Origin of the sequence: Fictibacillus barbaricus, assembly GCF_031457135.1 — a bacterium.
GTDB lineage: Bacteria > Bacillota > Bacilli > Bacillales > Fictibacillaceae > Fictibacillus > Fictibacillus barbaricus_A.
On record NZ_JAVDWA010000001.1, the window covers coordinates 869,705 to 884,587 of the forward strand.

The 14,883-nt window shown below is 37.8% G+C and carries 18 protein-coding genes; 8 read left to right on the plus strand and 10 right to left on the minus strand.

The window, feature by feature from the left end:
• Position 1 precedes the first annotated feature (1 nt).
• The 3 genes from J2X07_RS04630 (at position 2) to J2X07_RS04640 (ending at position 3,537) form a co-directional block, all read left to right on the plus strand.
• A complete protein-coding gene (locus J2X07_RS04630; protein WP_310257015.1) occupies positions 2–838 on the plus strand; it encodes a sugar ABC transporter permease in 837 nt (278 codons plus the stop codon).
• 23 nt (positions 839–861) lie between these two features.
• Positions 862–2,385, plus strand: a complete 1,524-nt coding sequence (locus tag J2X07_RS04635) for an alpha-amylase family glycosyl hydrolase (protein ID WP_310257017.1) — start codon at positions 862–864, stop codon at positions 2,383–2,385.
• 132 nt (positions 2,386–2,517) lie between these two features.
• On the plus strand, positions 2,518–3,537 hold the full coding sequence (locus J2X07_RS04640) for a LacI family DNA-binding transcriptional regulator (RefSeq protein ID WP_310257019.1): 1,020 nt from the start codon (positions 2,518–2,520) through the stop codon (positions 3,535–3,537).
• Between the two features lie 39 nt (positions 3,538–3,576).
• On the opposite strand, the gene ligD (J2X07_RS04645) is transcribed toward J2X07_RS04640, so the two are convergent.
• Genes ligD (J2X07_RS04645) through J2X07_RS04655 form a run of 3 tightly spaced genes read right to left on the minus strand, consistent with a single transcriptional unit; the run spans position 3,577 to position 6,322 of the window.
• Positions 3,577–4,497 carry a non-homologous end-joining DNA ligase gene (gene ligD / locus J2X07_RS04645; RefSeq protein WP_310257021.1) on the minus strand — a complete coding sequence of 307 codons (921 nt, stop codon included), beginning with the start codon at positions 4,495–4,497 and terminating at the stop codon, positions 3,577–3,579.
• Positions 4,470–5,432, minus strand: coding sequence for a non-homologous end-joining DNA ligase (gene ligD / locus J2X07_RS04650; protein WP_310257022.1), 963 nt, complete (start codon positions 5,430–5,432; stop codon positions 4,470–4,472). Before ligD (J2X07_RS04650) ends, ligD (J2X07_RS04645) begins: the two co-directional genes overlap by 28 nt.
• Positions 5,432–6,322 carry a Ku protein gene (locus J2X07_RS04655; protein ID WP_310257025.1) on the minus strand — a complete coding sequence of 297 codons (891 nt, stop codon included), beginning with the start codon at positions 6,320–6,322 and terminating at the stop codon, positions 5,432–5,434. The genes ligD (J2X07_RS04650) and J2X07_RS04655 overlap by 1 nt, the downstream gene beginning before the upstream one ends.
• 164 nt (positions 6,323–6,486) lie before the next feature.
• Here J2X07_RS04655 and J2X07_RS04660 point away from each other — a divergent pair, with 164 nt between their 5' ends.
• Positions 6,487–7,623 carry a histidine kinase N-terminal domain-containing protein gene (locus J2X07_RS04660; protein WP_310257027.1) on the plus strand — a complete coding sequence of 379 codons (1,137 nt, stop codon included), beginning with the start codon at positions 6,487–6,489 and terminating at the stop codon, positions 7,621–7,623.
• Between the two features lie 53 nt (positions 7,624–7,676).
• Here the strand turns inward: J2X07_RS04660 and J2X07_RS04665 are convergent, their stop codons facing one another.
• Both J2X07_RS04665 and J2X07_RS04670 read right to left on the minus strand, forming a co-directional pair.
• Positions 7,677–7,814 (minus strand): hypothetical protein, encoded by a 138-nt coding sequence (locus J2X07_RS04665; RefSeq protein ID WP_310257029.1) that lies wholly within the window; start codon positions 7,812–7,814, stop codon positions 7,677–7,679.
• A 58-nt stretch (positions 7,815–7,872) separates the two neighbouring features.
• The gene (locus J2X07_RS04670; protein WP_310257032.1) at positions 7,873–8,739 is read right to left on the minus strand and encodes a DegV family protein; all 867 of its coding nucleotides are present in this window, start codon (positions 8,737–8,739) and stop codon (positions 7,873–7,875) included.
• Between the two features lie 201 nt (positions 8,740–8,940).
• On the opposite strand from J2X07_RS04670, the gene J2X07_RS04675 reads away from it, so the two are divergent.
• Both J2X07_RS04675 and J2X07_RS04680 read left to right on the plus strand, forming a co-directional pair.
• Positions 8,941–9,768, plus strand: coding sequence for a YitT family protein (locus J2X07_RS04675; RefSeq protein WP_396193591.1), 828 nt, complete (start codon positions 8,941–8,943; stop codon positions 9,766–9,768).
• A 262-nt stretch (positions 9,769–10,030) separates the two neighbouring features.
• Positions 10,031–10,849 (plus strand): BsuPI-related putative proteinase inhibitor, encoded by an 819-nt coding sequence (locus J2X07_RS04680; protein ID WP_310257037.1) that lies wholly within the window; start codon positions 10,031–10,033, stop codon positions 10,847–10,849.
• A 100-nt stretch (positions 10,850–10,949) separates the two neighbouring features.
• Here J2X07_RS04680 and J2X07_RS04685 read toward each other — a convergent pair whose 3' ends face one another.
• Both J2X07_RS04685 and J2X07_RS04690 read right to left on the minus strand, forming a co-directional pair.
• Positions 10,950–11,210, minus strand: a complete 261-nt coding sequence (locus tag J2X07_RS04685) for a NifU N-terminal domain-containing protein (protein WP_310257039.1) — start codon at positions 11,208–11,210, stop codon at positions 10,950–10,952.
• 20 nt (positions 11,211–11,230) lie between these two features.
• Complete coding sequence (locus tag J2X07_RS04690) at positions 11,231–11,683, minus strand: GNAT family N-acetyltransferase (protein ID WP_310257042.1); 453 nt, start codon at positions 11,681–11,683, stop codon at positions 11,231–11,233.
• A gap of 152 nt (positions 11,684–11,835) precedes the next feature.
• Between J2X07_RS04690 and J2X07_RS04695 the strand changes: the two genes are divergently transcribed.
• Positions 11,836–12,423, plus strand: coding sequence for a GDSL-type esterase/lipase family protein (locus J2X07_RS04695; protein ID WP_310257046.1), 588 nt, complete (start codon positions 11,836–11,838; stop codon positions 12,421–12,423).
• A gap of 20 nt (positions 12,424–12,443) precedes the next feature.
• Here J2X07_RS04695 and J2X07_RS04700 read toward each other — a convergent pair whose 3' ends face one another.
• From J2X07_RS04700 to J2X07_RS04710, 3 genes are all read right to left on the minus strand, one after another.
• A complete protein-coding gene (locus tag J2X07_RS04700; RefSeq protein WP_396193564.1) occupies positions 12,444–12,764 on the minus strand; it encodes a DUF3813 domain-containing protein in 321 nt (106 codons plus the stop codon).
• 2 nt (positions 12,765–12,766) lie between these two features.
• The gene (locus J2X07_RS04705; protein ID WP_310257049.1) at positions 12,767–12,910 is read right to left on the minus strand and encodes a hypothetical protein; all 144 of its coding nucleotides are present in this window, start codon (positions 12,908–12,910) and stop codon (positions 12,767–12,769) included.
• A 238-nt stretch (positions 12,911–13,148) separates the two neighbouring features.
• The gene (locus J2X07_RS04710; RefSeq protein WP_310257050.1) at positions 13,149–13,961 is read right to left on the minus strand and encodes a Cof-type HAD-IIB family hydrolase; all 813 of its coding nucleotides are present in this window, start codon (positions 13,959–13,961) and stop codon (positions 13,149–13,151) included.
• A gap of 142 nt (positions 13,962–14,103) precedes the next feature.
• On the opposite strand from J2X07_RS04710, the gene J2X07_RS04715 reads away from it, so the two are divergent.
• A complete protein-coding gene (locus J2X07_RS04715; RefSeq protein ID WP_310257052.1) occupies positions 14,104–14,880 on the plus strand; it encodes a serine aminopeptidase domain-containing protein in 777 nt (258 codons plus the stop codon).
• Positions 14,881–14,883 lie beyond the last annotated feature (3 nt).

The following is a 14,883-nucleotide window of genomic DNA, read 5'->3' on the forward strand; positions in this document are numbered from 1 at the left end:
TATGAGTATTAAAAGAGCAAAATATATCCGCTTAACTTTATCCTATCTGGTTCTTATGGTTGCGATTGCTATTGTCGTTTATCCAGTTCTTTGGGTAGTAGGCTCATCGCTCAACCCCGGTAACAGTTTATCAAGTTCAACAATTATTCCTACAAATGCAACACTGGATCACTATAAAAAATTATTTGCTGAAACCGAGTATTTAACGTGGTATTGGAATACTTTAAAAATCTGTTTCTGCACGATGGTCTTGTCAGTTATCTTTATTGGACTTACTGGTTATGCTTTTTCAAGATACAGATTTATTGGCCGTAAAAACGGTTTAATGACATTCTTGATTTTGCAAATGATTCCACAATTCGTTGCGATTCTAGCCATCTATATTCTAGCTAATCAAGTTGGTCTTCTTGATACTCATCTTGCATTGATTCTTGTATATGTAGGCGGAAGTATTCCGATGAACACATGGCTGGCTAAAGGTTATTATGATACGATCCCGAAAGAGTTGGATGAGTCAGCCCGCATCGATGGTGCAGGACACTTCCGTATTTTTTGGCAGATCATTTTGCCGCTGTCTAAACCAATACTAGCTGTAATCGCACTATTTACTTTTATCGGACCGTTCGGAGATTTTATCTTAGCCTCTATTCTGATCAGTTCAGATGAAAAACAAACGCTTGCCGTTGGATTGTTTAATATGATCTCTAACAAATTTGGTAATAATTTTACACTTTTTGCCGCAGGTTCAGTTTTAGTAGCCATTCCAATCGGACTACTCTTCCTGTCACTGCAGCGCTTCTTTATCTCTGGTCTGACAGCTGGAGGAACAAAAGGGTAAGAAGTCATATAGGAGGAAATGTGATGGGCAAAAGAATGATTCTCTTGGCTGTCTCGTTTCTTCTTTTTTTATCTGTACAAAATAAAGCGCTTGCAGAGAAAAAGGAAGAACGGAACTGGAAAGATGAAAACATTTATTTTTTAATGATTGACCGTTTTAATAATGGAGATAAAAGCAATGACTTTGAAGCAGATCCAAGCGATCCTTCCGCCTATCAAGGCGGGGATTTCAAAGGAATCATGGAAAAGCTGGATTATTTAAAAACTTTAGGTGTTACCGCTATTTGGATGACACCTGTCGTTAAAAATGAACCTAAAGGCTATCATGGATATTGGACAGAGGACTTTTATAAGACTGAAGAGCACTTTGGGACGAAGGATGAACTGAAGCAGCTCGTGAAAGAAGCTCATGACCGTCATATTAAAATCATTTTGGATCTCGTTGTGAACCATACAGGCTATCATCATCCGTGGCTGCAAGACCCGAGCAAAAAGAACTGGTTTCATCCTTATATGGAAATCACAAACTGGGATGATCAGCAAAATGTGGAGAACGGCTGGCTGGCAGGTTTACCGGATCTGAATACAGAAAATCCCGAAACGAGAAAGTACCTCCTGGATGCTGCGCAATATTGGATTAAGGAAACAGATATTGATGGCTACAGACTGGATACGGTAAAGCATGTGCCCAAAGACTTCTGGAAAGAATTTTCACAAAAAGTGCATGAGACCAAGAAGGATTTCTATTTGATCGGTGAGGTATGGCACAATGATCCCCGATATATAGCGGAGTATAACAAAGCAGGTATTCAATCGTTTGTAGACTATCCTTTGTACAATGAAATGGTACGTACATTTAGGGAAAGCGGACAATCCCTATCAGAGCTTCAAGCGGTTTGGGAGCGGAACAAATATTATTACAAAGATCCTTACACATTGGGAAACTTTATTGATAATCATGATAATATTCGATTTGTTCGAGAAGCGCTGCTTAAACAAGAAGATCCTGAAAAAAGACTCAAACTAGCACTCACATATTTGTATACAGCACCGGGAATCCCCATTTTGTATCAAGGAACTGAACATATGATGGATGGTGCACAGGACCCGGATAACCGAAGAATGATGGACTTTAATCAAAATAAAAAGATCGAAACATTCACGGCAAAACTGGCAAATCTTCGTCAAAAGCACATCGCACTCAGACGAGGAGAACAGCAGATGATAATTGATGATGGTCCGAAAGCTGTATTTAAAAGAAAATATAAAAATGAAACCATCTATATTGTCTACAACAACGATAAAAAGAAGCATATGATAAAATTTTCGGGACAGGATTTGAAGAAGCATAAACTTGTTAACCTTTTACAAGATGAAGAGATTAAAGCGAAAGACAACAAAGTTTCGGTAGAGATGAAGGGTGAAACAGCTCAGGTTTATATTTTGAAAGAAAACAAAATGAACTTGAGCCTGTATGCTGAAATCGGTATAGGACTTATTTTTGTTAGCCTCTTGTTTCTCTTTTTTAAACGGAAAAAGAAAAAGTAATAATGTTTTACAAAACTTCCCAAAAACCATTTCTTTTTTGGTTTTGATTCTAAACAATAATGAATGGATTTAGAAAGCGGATACAATGGGGTTTATGAGTGTTTTTAAGCATTTCGAAAGGGGGTCTCATAAATGTCAGTTACCATTAAAGACGTAGCAAAATTAGCAGATGTTGCTCCTTCAACTGTTTCGCGGGTTATTGCCAACAATCCGCGCATTTCAGAAAAAACAAAGAGAAAAGTGAAAGAGGCAATGGACTATCTCGGATACCATCCGAACTTTAACGCACGGAGCCTTGCAAACCGGTCTACACAAGCCATTGGACTTGTTATGCCAAGCTCAGCGGATAAGACGATGCAGAATCCTTTTTTTCCAGAAGTCATACGTGGAATCAGCACAATGGCTCATGAACAGGAATATGCCTTATACATGTCTACAGGTAATACAGAGGAAGAAATCTTCGAAGGTGTTGTACGCATGGTCCAAGGCCGGCGTGTAGATGGAATTGTCATGCTCTACTCTCGTGTGGACGACAATATCATGGCATACTTGCAAGAACAAAACTTCCCGTTTACGGTAATTGGAAAACCGTTTAAGAACGCTGAAAAAATAACACATATCGATAATGATAATTTTAAAGCGGCACAGGAAATGACAGAGTATTTGCTATCAAAGGGGCATGAACGAATTGGTTTTGTCGGAGGGAATTTGAATTTAGTCGTAACCATTGACAGATTGTTAGGCTATGAAAAAGCGATCCGAAAAGCAAAACTGCCATTAAAAGATGAATATATCGTGCATGAAGAGTTCTTAAAAGAGGGCGGACAAGAAGCGATCAAAGAACTTCTTGCGCTGGAAAACCCACCTTCAGCATTAATTGTTATGGATGATCTAATGTCATTTGGCATTTTGCACACGTTAAATGAGCTTGGGTTAAGTGTGCCAGATGATATTTCAATCGTAAGTTTTAACAATGTTATGTTATCGGAGTTATCCTCCCCATCCTTAACTTCAGTAGATATCAATATTTTTCAATTAGGATATGAAGCTGCAAAAGGATTGCTAGATTGCATTCAAAGTCCTAAACATAATCCAAAGCGTGTTACCGTACCGTATAAGCTAGTAGAACGGCAATCATGCAGAACAGTATAAATGAAAAGCCCTTAGCCTTGTTTTACGCATACCAAATGGCTAAAGGCTTTTTTCTTTAAGAGCTGAGATTACAGCGGTGATAGGCTGGGAGTGTTTTGAAGTGAAAAAGGTTTCAAAAGGGTTTCCTTTTTCCTTCATTCTTTGTTCCATAACGGGCAACGGGAAAAATTCTGGCTTTAAAGATTGAGAAACTTCTTGCCAATGCAATGGTGCTGCAACTAGTGCATCATCATTTCCTCTAACAGAGTAGGGGGCTATGATGGTTTTTCCCTCTGCATGCTGAATATAGTCAATATAACATTTGTTGCCACGATTTTTCTTTAATCGTTCAATCGTAAACCACCGAGGCTCGCGTTCAATTAGGTAGTGAGCTAAAAATTCTGTGAATAGCCGTGATTCCTCAAACGAAATCTGATTGTCAGGGAGCGGAATGTAGATTTGCATCCCTTTATTGCCGCTCGTTTTGACAAAACTCTTCAGGTGAAGATTGTCGCAAACTTCTTTAATCATAAGAGCAGCTTCAACAGATAAAATAAAATCATTTCGGGAAGGTGGATCGAGATCCATAACGATTTCTGATGGATAAGTGTTATGTGTGAAACGGAACGGAATATGAAATTCGAAAGCTAGCTGGTTTCCTAGCCATAATAAAGTCTGAAGGTTATTACAAACAATATAATCAATGTCTTCTTCACGAACCGTTCGTACATATTCAGGTGCGTAATCCGGACAATTTTTTTGATAAAATCGTTCCTCTCCGACTCCATGCGGATAACGGATTACAGTTAAAGCTCTGTCTCTTAAGAACGGAAGAATATAGGAAGCCATCTTAGAAAGGTAATTGATATATTCAATTTTGTTTACACCGACTGTTGGCCATAATGGTTTATCGGGACTCGTAATGGTAACGACATCACCATTCACTTGAACATTTAATTGTTCTTTTGCAGGTTTTCCCATGTACAATCCTCCCATTTTACATCAAAACGGAACCTTAAAAAGCGTGGCTGTCTGAGTTGGTTCTTATACATTTCCAGATAAGAAAGTTCTACACATATGGAGGGAGCTATCGTTATCAAAGACCCTTTTTGTCCGCTCTGGTTATTCTTCACGATCTGAATTAAAGCTTCTTTTTCTTGATCACTGATTCCATGTGCAAACAATCCGATAAAAGTAACGCTATTTTCTTTTAAAACACCTACATGAAAGAATCCATTTTCCGTATCGACCCCAAGGAGAAAGAACGTTCCGATCATAAGGTTTTTTACTTTGATCCAATTAGACGTTCGGATGGAAGCTGACCATTTACTCGTAGTTTTTTTTGCTACTATTCCTTCACTAAGATGGTGAACAACTGTTTCCTGTATGTGATTTAGATCATGAGTGAAAGGAATATAATTGAATGGTGAATTAAGGGATACGTTTTGTATGGGAATTCCTATTTCTTTACATACCTTATTGAGTACTTGTTTTCTTTTTAAAAAAGGTTCATTGCAAATGCTTTTCCCGTTTACCTTAAGAAGGTCAAACGCACAAAAGGAAGAAGGGAAAGCAGAAGAAGCTTGTTTAATCTTTTCGGAAGATTTAAGCCTTCCTCTTTTTTGAATGTTTTCGAAACTTGCTTTGAACGGATTGTCCAATACGCACAATTCCCCATCCATTAATAAAGGAAAGTAAGGTGATACGTTATTTTTATGATTCATAAGGAATGTGGCTATTTCCGGAAAGATATGATGTAAGGGATGTCCGTTTCTAGATGTCATGATGATGGATTCTGCATCCCAATACAGCAGGCACCGAAAACCATCATATTTCACCTCGTAAACCCAATTATCGCCCTCTGGCAGGTTTTCTGATAAGGTGGGGAGCATTGGTTTTAAAAAATGCTGGTTCATCAAGAGCTAGATGCTTTCTTTTTGTTCGCAGATTTTTTCTTTTTTGTGTTCTTTTCTGAAGTTTCTTTTTGTTCTTTTGCTTCATTTGTTTTCGTTTCTTTCTTATTTGTTTCTTTTTCTTTCCCTTTATTTTCATTAATTGAAGCTTGTAGAGCTTCCATCAAATCAACTACATTTGTTTTCGGTTTTTCTTTTGCGATCTTCACTTCGTTGCCAGAAATTTTTGTGTTGATTAATTCGAGTACAGCTTCCCGATATTCATCTTCATATTTTTCGGGTTCAAATGGAGCGGTTAATTGCTCAATAAGCTGTTTCGCCATCTCTAATTCCTTGTCATTGAGCGAAACTTCGTCTGTTAACCCTGGCACATGATCCACATTTCGAACCTCATCTGGATAAAAAATCGTTTCAAGAACTAAGCCGTTTTTGTATACACGAACCGCTGCCAAATGCTCTTTAGAACGAAGCGTGAACTTGGCCAACCCGATCTTATTGGTATCCTCCATCGCTTTTTTGAGAAGTGCGAAGGACTTTGTTCCGTTTTCCCCAGGACCGATAAAATAGGAACGGTTATAAAAGATAGGATCGATTTCCTCTAATTGAATAAAATCGATAATCTCAATTGATTTGTCCGAAACACCAGCCAGTTCCTCGAGTTCCTCTTTTTCTACAACAACAAATTTGCCTGGTTCATATTCATATCCTTTTACGATTTCCTTCGAATCCACTGTTTCCTCGCAAGAAGGGCAAATTTTTTCATATTGAACAGGTGTATGGCATTTTTCATGCAAATATCTCATCTTAATGTCTTTATTTTCAGTAGCTGCAAATAGCTTAATCGGAATATTGACTAAACCAAAGCTTATTGCGCCTTTCCACATTGTGTGCATGTCGTTCATCCTTTCTCGGTCTTTTATTACATAGTGTTTGAAAATATGGAATTTACTTCTCATGTATATTTTTCCATGTGTATACATATTTCGACAATTCGTTGTAGAATTTGTAAAAATCCTTCATAATGGATGAGAGATTGTATGGTTAGAGGGTGAATGCATTGGCAGAGATCAGTACTCAAATAAAAGGGAATAAGAAGCTTGCTCAGTTTTTGGAAGAGCAGAAATCCAACATCGTTGACATGTGGATCGGCCACGTATTGCTGCCGCAGAATGACCCTTTTTATACAGAAGTAAAATTGAACGGCTATCAAACCATTGATGAACTGATTTATTTTTTAGAAAGCGGATCTCTGGAACATGTAGTAAAGCTGACGACTAAAATAGCTAAAGAACGTATAGAGGCGAAAGCCAACATAGGGGACTTTGTACATAACATAAATATCGGCAGAAGCATTGTATATGAGCTCTTGATGTGTTCATTATTGAACGAGCAAGAAAAAGGGGAAGGCGTTCTTCTCATGCAGCGCTATTTCGACCATTTATTATTGTTAAGTGTTGAACATTACACGGCTTTAAAGGATTCCATCATTGAAAATAAAAATCAGTTTATACAAGAGATGCATCACGATCGACTCACGATGCTTGGCCAGATCGCAGCAAGCTTTGCTCATGAGTTTCGGAATCCGCTCACATCAGTGAAAGGTTTCATTTATTTACTGCAAAGAGAATTGGAAAAGACTGAGCAGTCCGAGTATTATTTTGAAATCATTCAAAATGAGATGTTAAGTCTCGAAGAAAAAATCAGCCAGTTTTTATATTTATCCAAAATGAGAGGTCTTGAAGATAACCTTGTTAAAGTCCCTTTTACAGCGCTGATTAAAAAGATGTTTGAATTTATGTATCCGCGTTTTACGGAAGCAAATATTATCGTTCAGCTGAAAATAAAAGAAGACGTATATATTGAGGGAGACAGTTCACAAATCAAGCAAGTCCTTCTTAATATATTAGTGAATGCAGTAGAAGAGTTAAGCGAGTGGAAGGGTGAAAGAAAGATCGAAGTATCTTTAATCGAGAAAAACAGCCATGTGGAACTTTCGATTTGCAATAACGGAAACCCGATTCCAGAGTATTTATTAGAAAATGTGTTCCAGCCTTTTGTAACAACCAAATCGCTTGGTACGGGGCTAGGGCTGTCTGTTTGCAAACAAATTGTCGAAAAACATAACGGTACCATTGAGGTTAAATCAAAAGAAGAATTTACGTGCTTTACGATTACATTTCCGATTGCTGAATAAACGAAAAAGGGCTCCCGCTGTTGGGAGCTCTTTTTTAAGTATCCCCCGAAACATTATAAATGGTCAGGTTTTTTAGAATAAGGCTGTTTGCCTTTTTGTTTGATCGCCATCTCAGCTTCATTTTTCAGCTGGTTCATAGCCTGGTTGTCATCGGGCCTTTTATTATTGTCTTTCGTATTTCGATGTGTCATAGTTTGAATCCCTCCTGTCAATAACATCTGTCAGAAGGAAATCGTTTATACATATGTTTTAAGATTCTTTTAATGGTGTATTTAAAAAGAATAATGCAATTGTGCCAGGTCCGGCATGTGCACCTATTGCGCATCCGATCATCGTAATCAAAATATTTTTATTGCCCGTCTCTTCAATGATCAGTTCTTTAAGTGCCTGAGCCGTTTCAACATCATCAGCATGGCTGATTCCGATCGTTGAAATAGGATCGGATGTTTTTATTCGTTCTTTCATGATTTCAACCATGCGGCCAAGCACTTTTTTCTTGCCTCGTAACTTCTCAAGTGGGAAGAGCTTACCGTCTTCCATATGCAATACAGGTTTGATTTTCAGAAGGGTCCCCATGACTGCTGCAGTTTTGCTTATTCTTCCACCGCGTAATAAATATTCAAGGTCATCAACGGTAAAAATAAGTTCCAGATGCTCTACGTAATGTTTAAGCGTATGTATAATTTCATCAAGCGTCTTTCCATCTTTTGCTTGTTTAGCTGCTTCATAAACCATTAATCCGTATCCCAGAGACGCAGCTTGACTATCAAAGATTTCGATTTTAGCATCAGGATAATCTTCAAGAACTTCATTTTTCATCAAGACAGCTGTCTGGTAAGTACCGCTTATTCCGGAAGATAAGGTGATGTATATCGCTGATTCACCTTTTTTTGCAATAGATTCCAGTGTTTCTTTAATTAAAGATGGAGGGACCTGTGCAGTTTTAGGGGCGGCTCCTTCTTTCATATATGTATAAAGCTGTTTTGGTTCGATGGTTGAACGATCGAAATACTCTTCATCATTGACCTGCACCACTAAAGGAAGCATGATAATATCGAGGTCGTCCATGACCTGTTTTGGAAGATCAGAACCAGTATCGGTAATAATATGTATCATTTTCATTTTCACCTGCTTATTTGGCTTTTTTTATAGTTTACCTTGTGTTGGAATGAAAAGGCAATGTTCATGTTTTTAAAATAGGCAATCTGGCTATTGACGAGCTTCTTGTTTATCTGGTAAAAATGAATCTTGGATGTCGAAAGGAGGACCCATATGATAAGAGATCGTTTTCGTATTTCTGAACTTGGAATCACTGAAATGAAGAAAATCTTTTTTATAATCGTTGGGGCATTGTTGAATGCAATATCATTAAACATATTTTTAATTCCTGCAAAAGTTTACGCAAGCGGATTTACAGGGATAGCCCAGCTCATTTCATCTTTATTGGAGAATACAAGTTTTCCGATAACAACAGGTATTTTATATTTTATTTTTAACATTCCAGTTTCAATCTTGGGATGGTTTAAGGTTGGAAAGTCTTTTACGGTTTATAGTTTTTTCAGTGTACTTATGATTACATTTTTCCTGCAAGTTATACCGATTACCGAAGTATCAACAGACATATTATTAAACGCCGTATTTGGCGGTGTTATTGCTGCGTTAGGCGTGGGTCTCACTTTAAAATATGGTGCTTCAACTGGCGGATTGGATATTATCGCAATGGTCTTATCGCGTATGAAAAACAAGCCGATCGGTGGCTACTTTTTCATTTTAAACGGGTTGATCATTTTAGCAGCAGGTTATTTATTTGGTTGGGAAAAAGCGCTATATACACTTGTTGCACTTTATGTTTCTTCCAGGGTGATAGATACCGTCCATACCCGTCATGAGAAATTAACAGCAATGATCGTGACGAAGAAAGGGAAGGAACTTCAAGAAGCCATTCATGGACAAATGGTTCGTGGTATTACGATAATCCCGGCAAAAGGTGCTTTTTCGAAACAAGAGAAAGAAATGCTCATCATCGTCATTACTCGCTATGAATTGTATGATTTGGAGCAAGTCTTAAAAGAAGTGGATCCTAATGCCTTCACAAACATCGTTCACACCACAGGCATCTTCGGCTTCTTCCGCAATGACGGCTAGGGGACAGACCCCATACAAATACAAATCCCGCATATGTACACGTGGCACGGACAAAAGGTCCGTGCCACGTATTTCTTTTACTTTAAGAAAGTATCACTTTTTAGCAGGATGAATTGTGTGATTCAGTAACAAGTTACGGTTTGAAGTATACGTGCAACTATGGCTGAAGGATAAGGTTTGGCGTCAGACAAGTTTTCTTTATGAATCTTTTCGTTAAAATGGCCATATAAAGGTAAAAATGAATATAAAGGCGGTGATTTGTATGAAGCGTTGGGGAAGCTTAGAGAGGATCATTCCAATCCTTCTATTAGTTGTACTGTTTACTATTTTTTCTGGATGTGTAAACAAGGATAAAGAAAAGAAATCAAGCCACAAACAACAAGTTATTTCACAGCTAAGTCCAGTACTTTCAATTCAGCAAAAAAATCAAGAAATATCTTTTTTAATTGCTATTGAAAACAAGAGCAATCATACTGTTACCTTAACGTTTCCGACCGCAAAAATGTTTGATATTACTGTAACAGATGCAAACGGCAAGGAACAGTTTAGGCATTCGAGTAATAAGCAATATAATAAAAGTCCCGAAAAAGTTGAAATTAAAGCTGGAGACAGTCATTTATGGACATCGGACTGGAAACTATCGCCTGGCCGAAAAGGCGGGATTTATAGAGTAAATGCAACGATTACACCTAGCAAAGTTTCTCCTGGTTCTTTAAAAACAGAAAAATTAACGATGGAGGATACCTTAACACTTCAATCACCATCAGGAAAACTAGAGAACAATTCGTTTAGACATATTCATCTCACAGGATCTGATGGAAAGTATAAGGTTTCTGGGGAGGCAAGGGTATTTGAAGCTGCTTTTGCGTATACCGTGACTGATGGTCATCATGTTTTTGAGGAACAGAGCGAAATGGCTTCTGCAGGCGCACCAGCATGGGCACCTTTTACATTTGATGTTCATATATCAAAAGGTGATTTGCCGATTAATGGAACATTAATGTTGGAATTGTACTATTTCAGTCCAAAAGACGGAACAAAAACAGATGTTTTAGCTGTTCCGCTGCAGACCTTTAAATAATAAAACGAAATACGAGCCCAATTCCAGAAATACGAGCCCCTTCGATTAATTCATCAAAAAAAGCATCCCTCTTGAGTAAATTCAAAAGGGATGCTTTTTCTTACGCATTTTCTTCTAGAGCTTTTTGAATCTCTGGCATTAGTTCGTTCCAATCGCTGTCGTTCGTTTTGTTAACGGTAATAAAGTTCTCGAAACCGAAGATAGATTCTACTCCATCAATTGACAACAAAGCCTTTGCCAAAGGGGAATCGGAATCATCGCCAACACGCGCAGATAATCGCCCTTCTAAAAACTTTTCAGATGCATCAAACTTAATTGCGTTTGGATTTGGTGTTGGCTGGATTGAAAATTCAACTGCCATAATTAACACTCCTTCTATTATTAAAAATGAAATGCATACCTTTTTGAGATGATATCATGAAAATCAAGAGAATTATACAAATGCTTAGTAACTGAATTATTAATACCTGTTTCCAGCTCGATAGATTTTATGCCGTCTCTCTCAGCCCAGTAGATCAGATGAAGAAGAAGCTTGCGGGCAATACCTCTATTACGGTGCTCTTCATGAACAAAAAGATCATTTAGCCATAGATAGGGTCCGACGATTCGTATGCTTACACCTAAGTTAAAAAAGGCTAAGCCGATAATGGAACCTTCATCTTCAGCTACTATGATGCCGCTTTTGTCTGGGTTTTCCAACGCCAGCTTGATCCCAGTAATGGTTCGAGAATATTCCTCAGGTTCACCATTCATGGTACGCTGCTGCAAAAAGAGCTGTGCAATTTCCTCTATGTGATTCGATTCTACGTCATTCGTAACACGATAAATTTTCATACAATGCCCCCAAATTGCTTAAAACATGAAATATACTTCTACAAAAACATACCTTAGTCATTATATCAAATTTATTCACCCTATGACGTTTGAGAAATGGAATTTTCTTTCGAATACTGTAAAAAGGATAACAAAAGAGGAGATGTGTGGGTATGAAGACACTGGTCTGTTTTGGAGATAGTATAACATCAAAAGAAAAGAGTGAAGATGGCTCTTTAAGGCTAACATCTCGTTTAAGACAAAAGCTATCAGAATGGGTAGTAATGAACGCAGGCATTCCAGCTGAAACGACGAGAGCTGCACTTGTCCGGCTGCAAGACGACGTATTACGTCACGAGCCTGATTACGTAACTATATTGTTTGGTGCAAACGATTCCAGTGATCACCGGCTCATACCGCTAAAAGAATTCGAAAAAAACTTAACGTATATGGTGAATAAAATTGGTCCTCAAAAAGTTATTTTAATTAGCCCAGCGCCAGTATATGAAGAGAAACAAAAAGCCAGAAATAATAAGCGCATGAAAAGCTATGCTCAAATTGTTAAAAAGGTTGCTAAGCATGAAGGCACTGCATATGTACCACTATTTGAAACAATGCACACAAAAGATATCCATCATTATTTAGTCGAGGATGGATTGCATTTTAATAAGTTCGGATATGAAGAACTCTACGAACTTGTATTACGGAAAATACTGTTATTAACTGGTATAGCCAATCCTAAAAAACAGCTTTCTCCTTAACAGAGAAAGCTGTTTTACATTTATTGCTGATTATTTTCAAAAAGATCTTCTACTGAATTCGTTCCAGCTTCATCTTGCATCATCGAAGCTGCAGCAGTACCTGCTTGTGATGTACCAGAGTGTGCATCTAGTTCTTGCTGAAGTTCTGCAAGCTGAGCACGTTCCGCATCTGAAGAATTGGCCATTGCAGAGGAAAGTGCGTTTTGTGCAATCTCCATATCATGACCTGAAAAGCTAGAGCTCGTTTCTGAATGTGATTTCTCTTCATGAGAAGAACCTTGAAATTTTCCTACTGCATTTTGTACGGCACTTCTAGCCATTTGAAATAATCGGTTTGCCATTTTTATATACCTCCTAAAGAGTTTTTTTCTTCTTTTTCACGTTTTCTATCTTCTTGCTCATCTTTGCTGAACGCCATCGTCGTTTCTTGGCTTACCATATCAGCACCTTGCTTGACCGAACGTTTTGAACGGCTTTTTTTGCTCATGTGAAAATACCTCCTTTTCTCCCGTGTCCTTAGTTTTTACCGATAAAAAGACATTATGTAAGATAAGTAATTGGAACGGCTGGGATAAAATAAAAAAATCTCCGGTAATGTTTACCGAAGATTCCCATATAATATTGCTCTTGCATGTAGTTGCTTTCCGCTGCGGATACTCATTAATAATGATGAGTATTAAAACTCGTGCTATAGCAAATTCTTTAAGAAGAATACAGTTCCGAAATTAAAGAAGTGCCAAAACTTCTGTTAAATAATGAGCGACCCCGTCTTCTTCATTTGTTAAAGTGACATAATTCGCACGTTCTTTTAATTCGTCGATCGCATTCCCCATTGCAACACCATGTCCAGCGTATTCAATCATTTCGAAATCATTGTCTTCGTCACCAAAAGCAATAATTCGATCTTGAGGGATGTTGTAATAAGCGGCTACTTTTTCAAGACCTCTTGCTTTATTAATGCCTGAGCGAATGACCTCAATAATATTCCATGGAGCAGCCCATACCCTCTGGTCGATGACTTCAGCATGCTCTTTTTCCAGCATGGATCTTAAGTCACTTATATGGTGATCTTCTGGGTGAACGAGAATGGCGGTCGGATTTTCCGTTAACGTTTTGTGAAGATCACCGATATGAAGAGGATTTTCATCCATAATAAAGGTGTTTACAATCACTTCATCATGTTTCTTTAAATAGACATCATCTAAAACTTCAACCATGATGTTTTTAACATGAAACGACTCACACGCTTTAATGATTCTCTTGGCTACATCCAGTTCAAGCGGTTCATGATGAATACCGAATTTCGCATCATGGGGATGGTGTACAAAAGCACCATTAAAATTTACGATCGGAGAATTTAATTTCAGTTCCTCATAGTACATCGTAGAAGAGCGGTAAGGTCTGCCAGTGGAAATACAAACATGATGCCCTTTTTCCATCAGTTTAAATAATACTTTTTTTGTCTTTTTCGAAATTTTCTTATTATCCGTTAATAAAGTTCCATCAAGGTCTAGTGCAATTAAGTATGGTTGTGTCACGAAAGTACCTGCCTTTTATATATGAATACATAAAGTGTAATATTTTCCCTGAAAAAAGTCTAATGATATAAAACGTCTTTCATGAAAAAGAACCGGTGGCATGATAAGATGGAAAAAATGAGAAAGAGAGAAGGAGATACAAGTGATTTCGATTAAAAAAGAAGCAGTTGAGAATATTCCCTTTTTAATGGCTGAAAAAGATGAAAACGCCGGGAAACCTTTACCGCTTTTCATTTTTATACATGGGTATACGAGCGCTAAAGAACATAACCTTCATTTTGCTTATACACTCGCCGAATTAGGCATGCGTGTTTTACTGCCAGATATGATGCATCATGGGGAAAGATTAGATGCACATTCAGGGAAAAGAAATGATTACGATTTTTGGAATATTGTTGCTCAAGGGATACAAGACGTAGGAGTCCTTGTTAATTGGGCGAAGGAAAACAAACTTGTTTATAATGAAGAGATTGCATTAGGCGGGACATCGATGGGTGCGATTATCACTTATGGTTCACTCGTGAAATATCCTGAGATCAACGCTGCTGTAGCATTAATGGGCACGCCTGCTCATGAAGCTTTTGCGAAATGGCAAATTGAAAGTATCAAAAAAGCGGGCTATAAGCTGCCATTTTCTGATGAAGAATTGACTAAGACTTATGAGTTTTTAAGAAGCTTCGATCTTACACAGAATTACGAGAAATTGAACAAACGTCCTTTGTTTATTTGGCACAGTGAAGTAGATCAAGTTGTTCCTTATGATTTTGCAAAACCATTTATTGAGAGCTTGATTGAACAAAACAAGAAGTCCGTTTATATGAACGACAAAACTTCAGGTCATAAAGTTTCACGCCCTGCTTACTTAAATGCTGTAGAGTGGGTCTCGGAAAATATAAAAAAAACAAAAGAAACGGTGTAGTCA

Excerpts from the sequence above, each read along its gene's own strand:
- J2X07_RS04635 (WP_310257017.1), top strand. The coding sequence starts at position 862 with ATGGGCAAAAGAATGATTCTCTTGGCTGTCTCGTTTCTTCTTTTTTTA.
- J2X07_RS04640 (WP_310257019.1), top strand. The coding sequence starts at position 2,518 with ATGTCAGTTACCATTAAAGACGTAGCAAAATTAGCAGATGTTGCTCCT.
- J2X07_RS04630 (WP_310257015.1), top strand. The coding sequence starts at position 2 with ATGAGTATTAAAAGAGCAAAATATATCCGCTTAACTTTATCCTATCTG.
- J2X07_RS04690 (WP_310257042.1), bottom strand. The coding sequence starts at position 11,683 with ATGAAAATTTATCGTGTTACGAATGACGTAGAATCGAATCACATAGAG.
- J2X07_RS04670 (WP_310257032.1), bottom strand. The coding sequence starts at position 8,739 with ATGATACATATTATTACCGATACTGGTTCTGATCTTCCAAAACAGGTC.
- J2X07_RS04695 (WP_310257046.1), top strand. The coding sequence starts at position 11,836 with ATGAAGACACTGGTCTGTTTTGGAGATAGTATAACATCAAAAGAAAAG.
- J2X07_RS04700 (WP_396193564.1), bottom strand. The coding sequence starts at position 12,764 with ATGGCAAACCGATTATTTCAAATGGCTAGAAGTGCCGTACAAAATGCA.
- J2X07_RS04680 (WP_310257037.1), top strand. The coding sequence starts at position 10,031 with ATGAAGCGTTGGGGAAGCTTAGAGAGGATCATTCCAATCCTTCTATTA.
- ligD (WP_310257021.1), bottom strand. The coding sequence starts at position 4,497 with ATGGGAAAACCTGCAAAAGAACAATTAAATGTTCAAGTGAATGGTGAT.
- ligD (WP_310257022.1), bottom strand. The coding sequence starts at position 5,432 with ATGAACCAGCATTTTTTAAAACCAATGCTCCCCACCTTATCAGAAAAC.
- J2X07_RS04685 (WP_310257039.1), bottom strand. The coding sequence starts at position 11,210 with ATGGCAGTTGAATTTTCAATCCAGCCAACACCAAATCCAAACGCAATT.
- J2X07_RS04705 (WP_310257049.1), bottom strand. The coding sequence starts at position 12,910 with ATGAGCAAAAAAAGCCGTTCAAAACGTTCGGTCAAGCAAGGTGCTGAT.
- J2X07_RS04655 (WP_310257025.1), bottom strand. The coding sequence starts at position 6,322 with ATGCACACAATGTGGAAAGGCGCAATAAGCTTTGGTTTAGTCAATATT.
- J2X07_RS04675 (WP_396193591.1), top strand. The coding sequence starts at position 8,941 with ATGAAGAAAATCTTTTTTATAATCGTTGGGGCATTGTTGAATGCAATA.
- J2X07_RS04665 (WP_310257029.1), bottom strand. The coding sequence starts at position 7,814 with ATGACACATCGAAATACGAAAGACAATAATAAAAGGCCCGATGACAAC.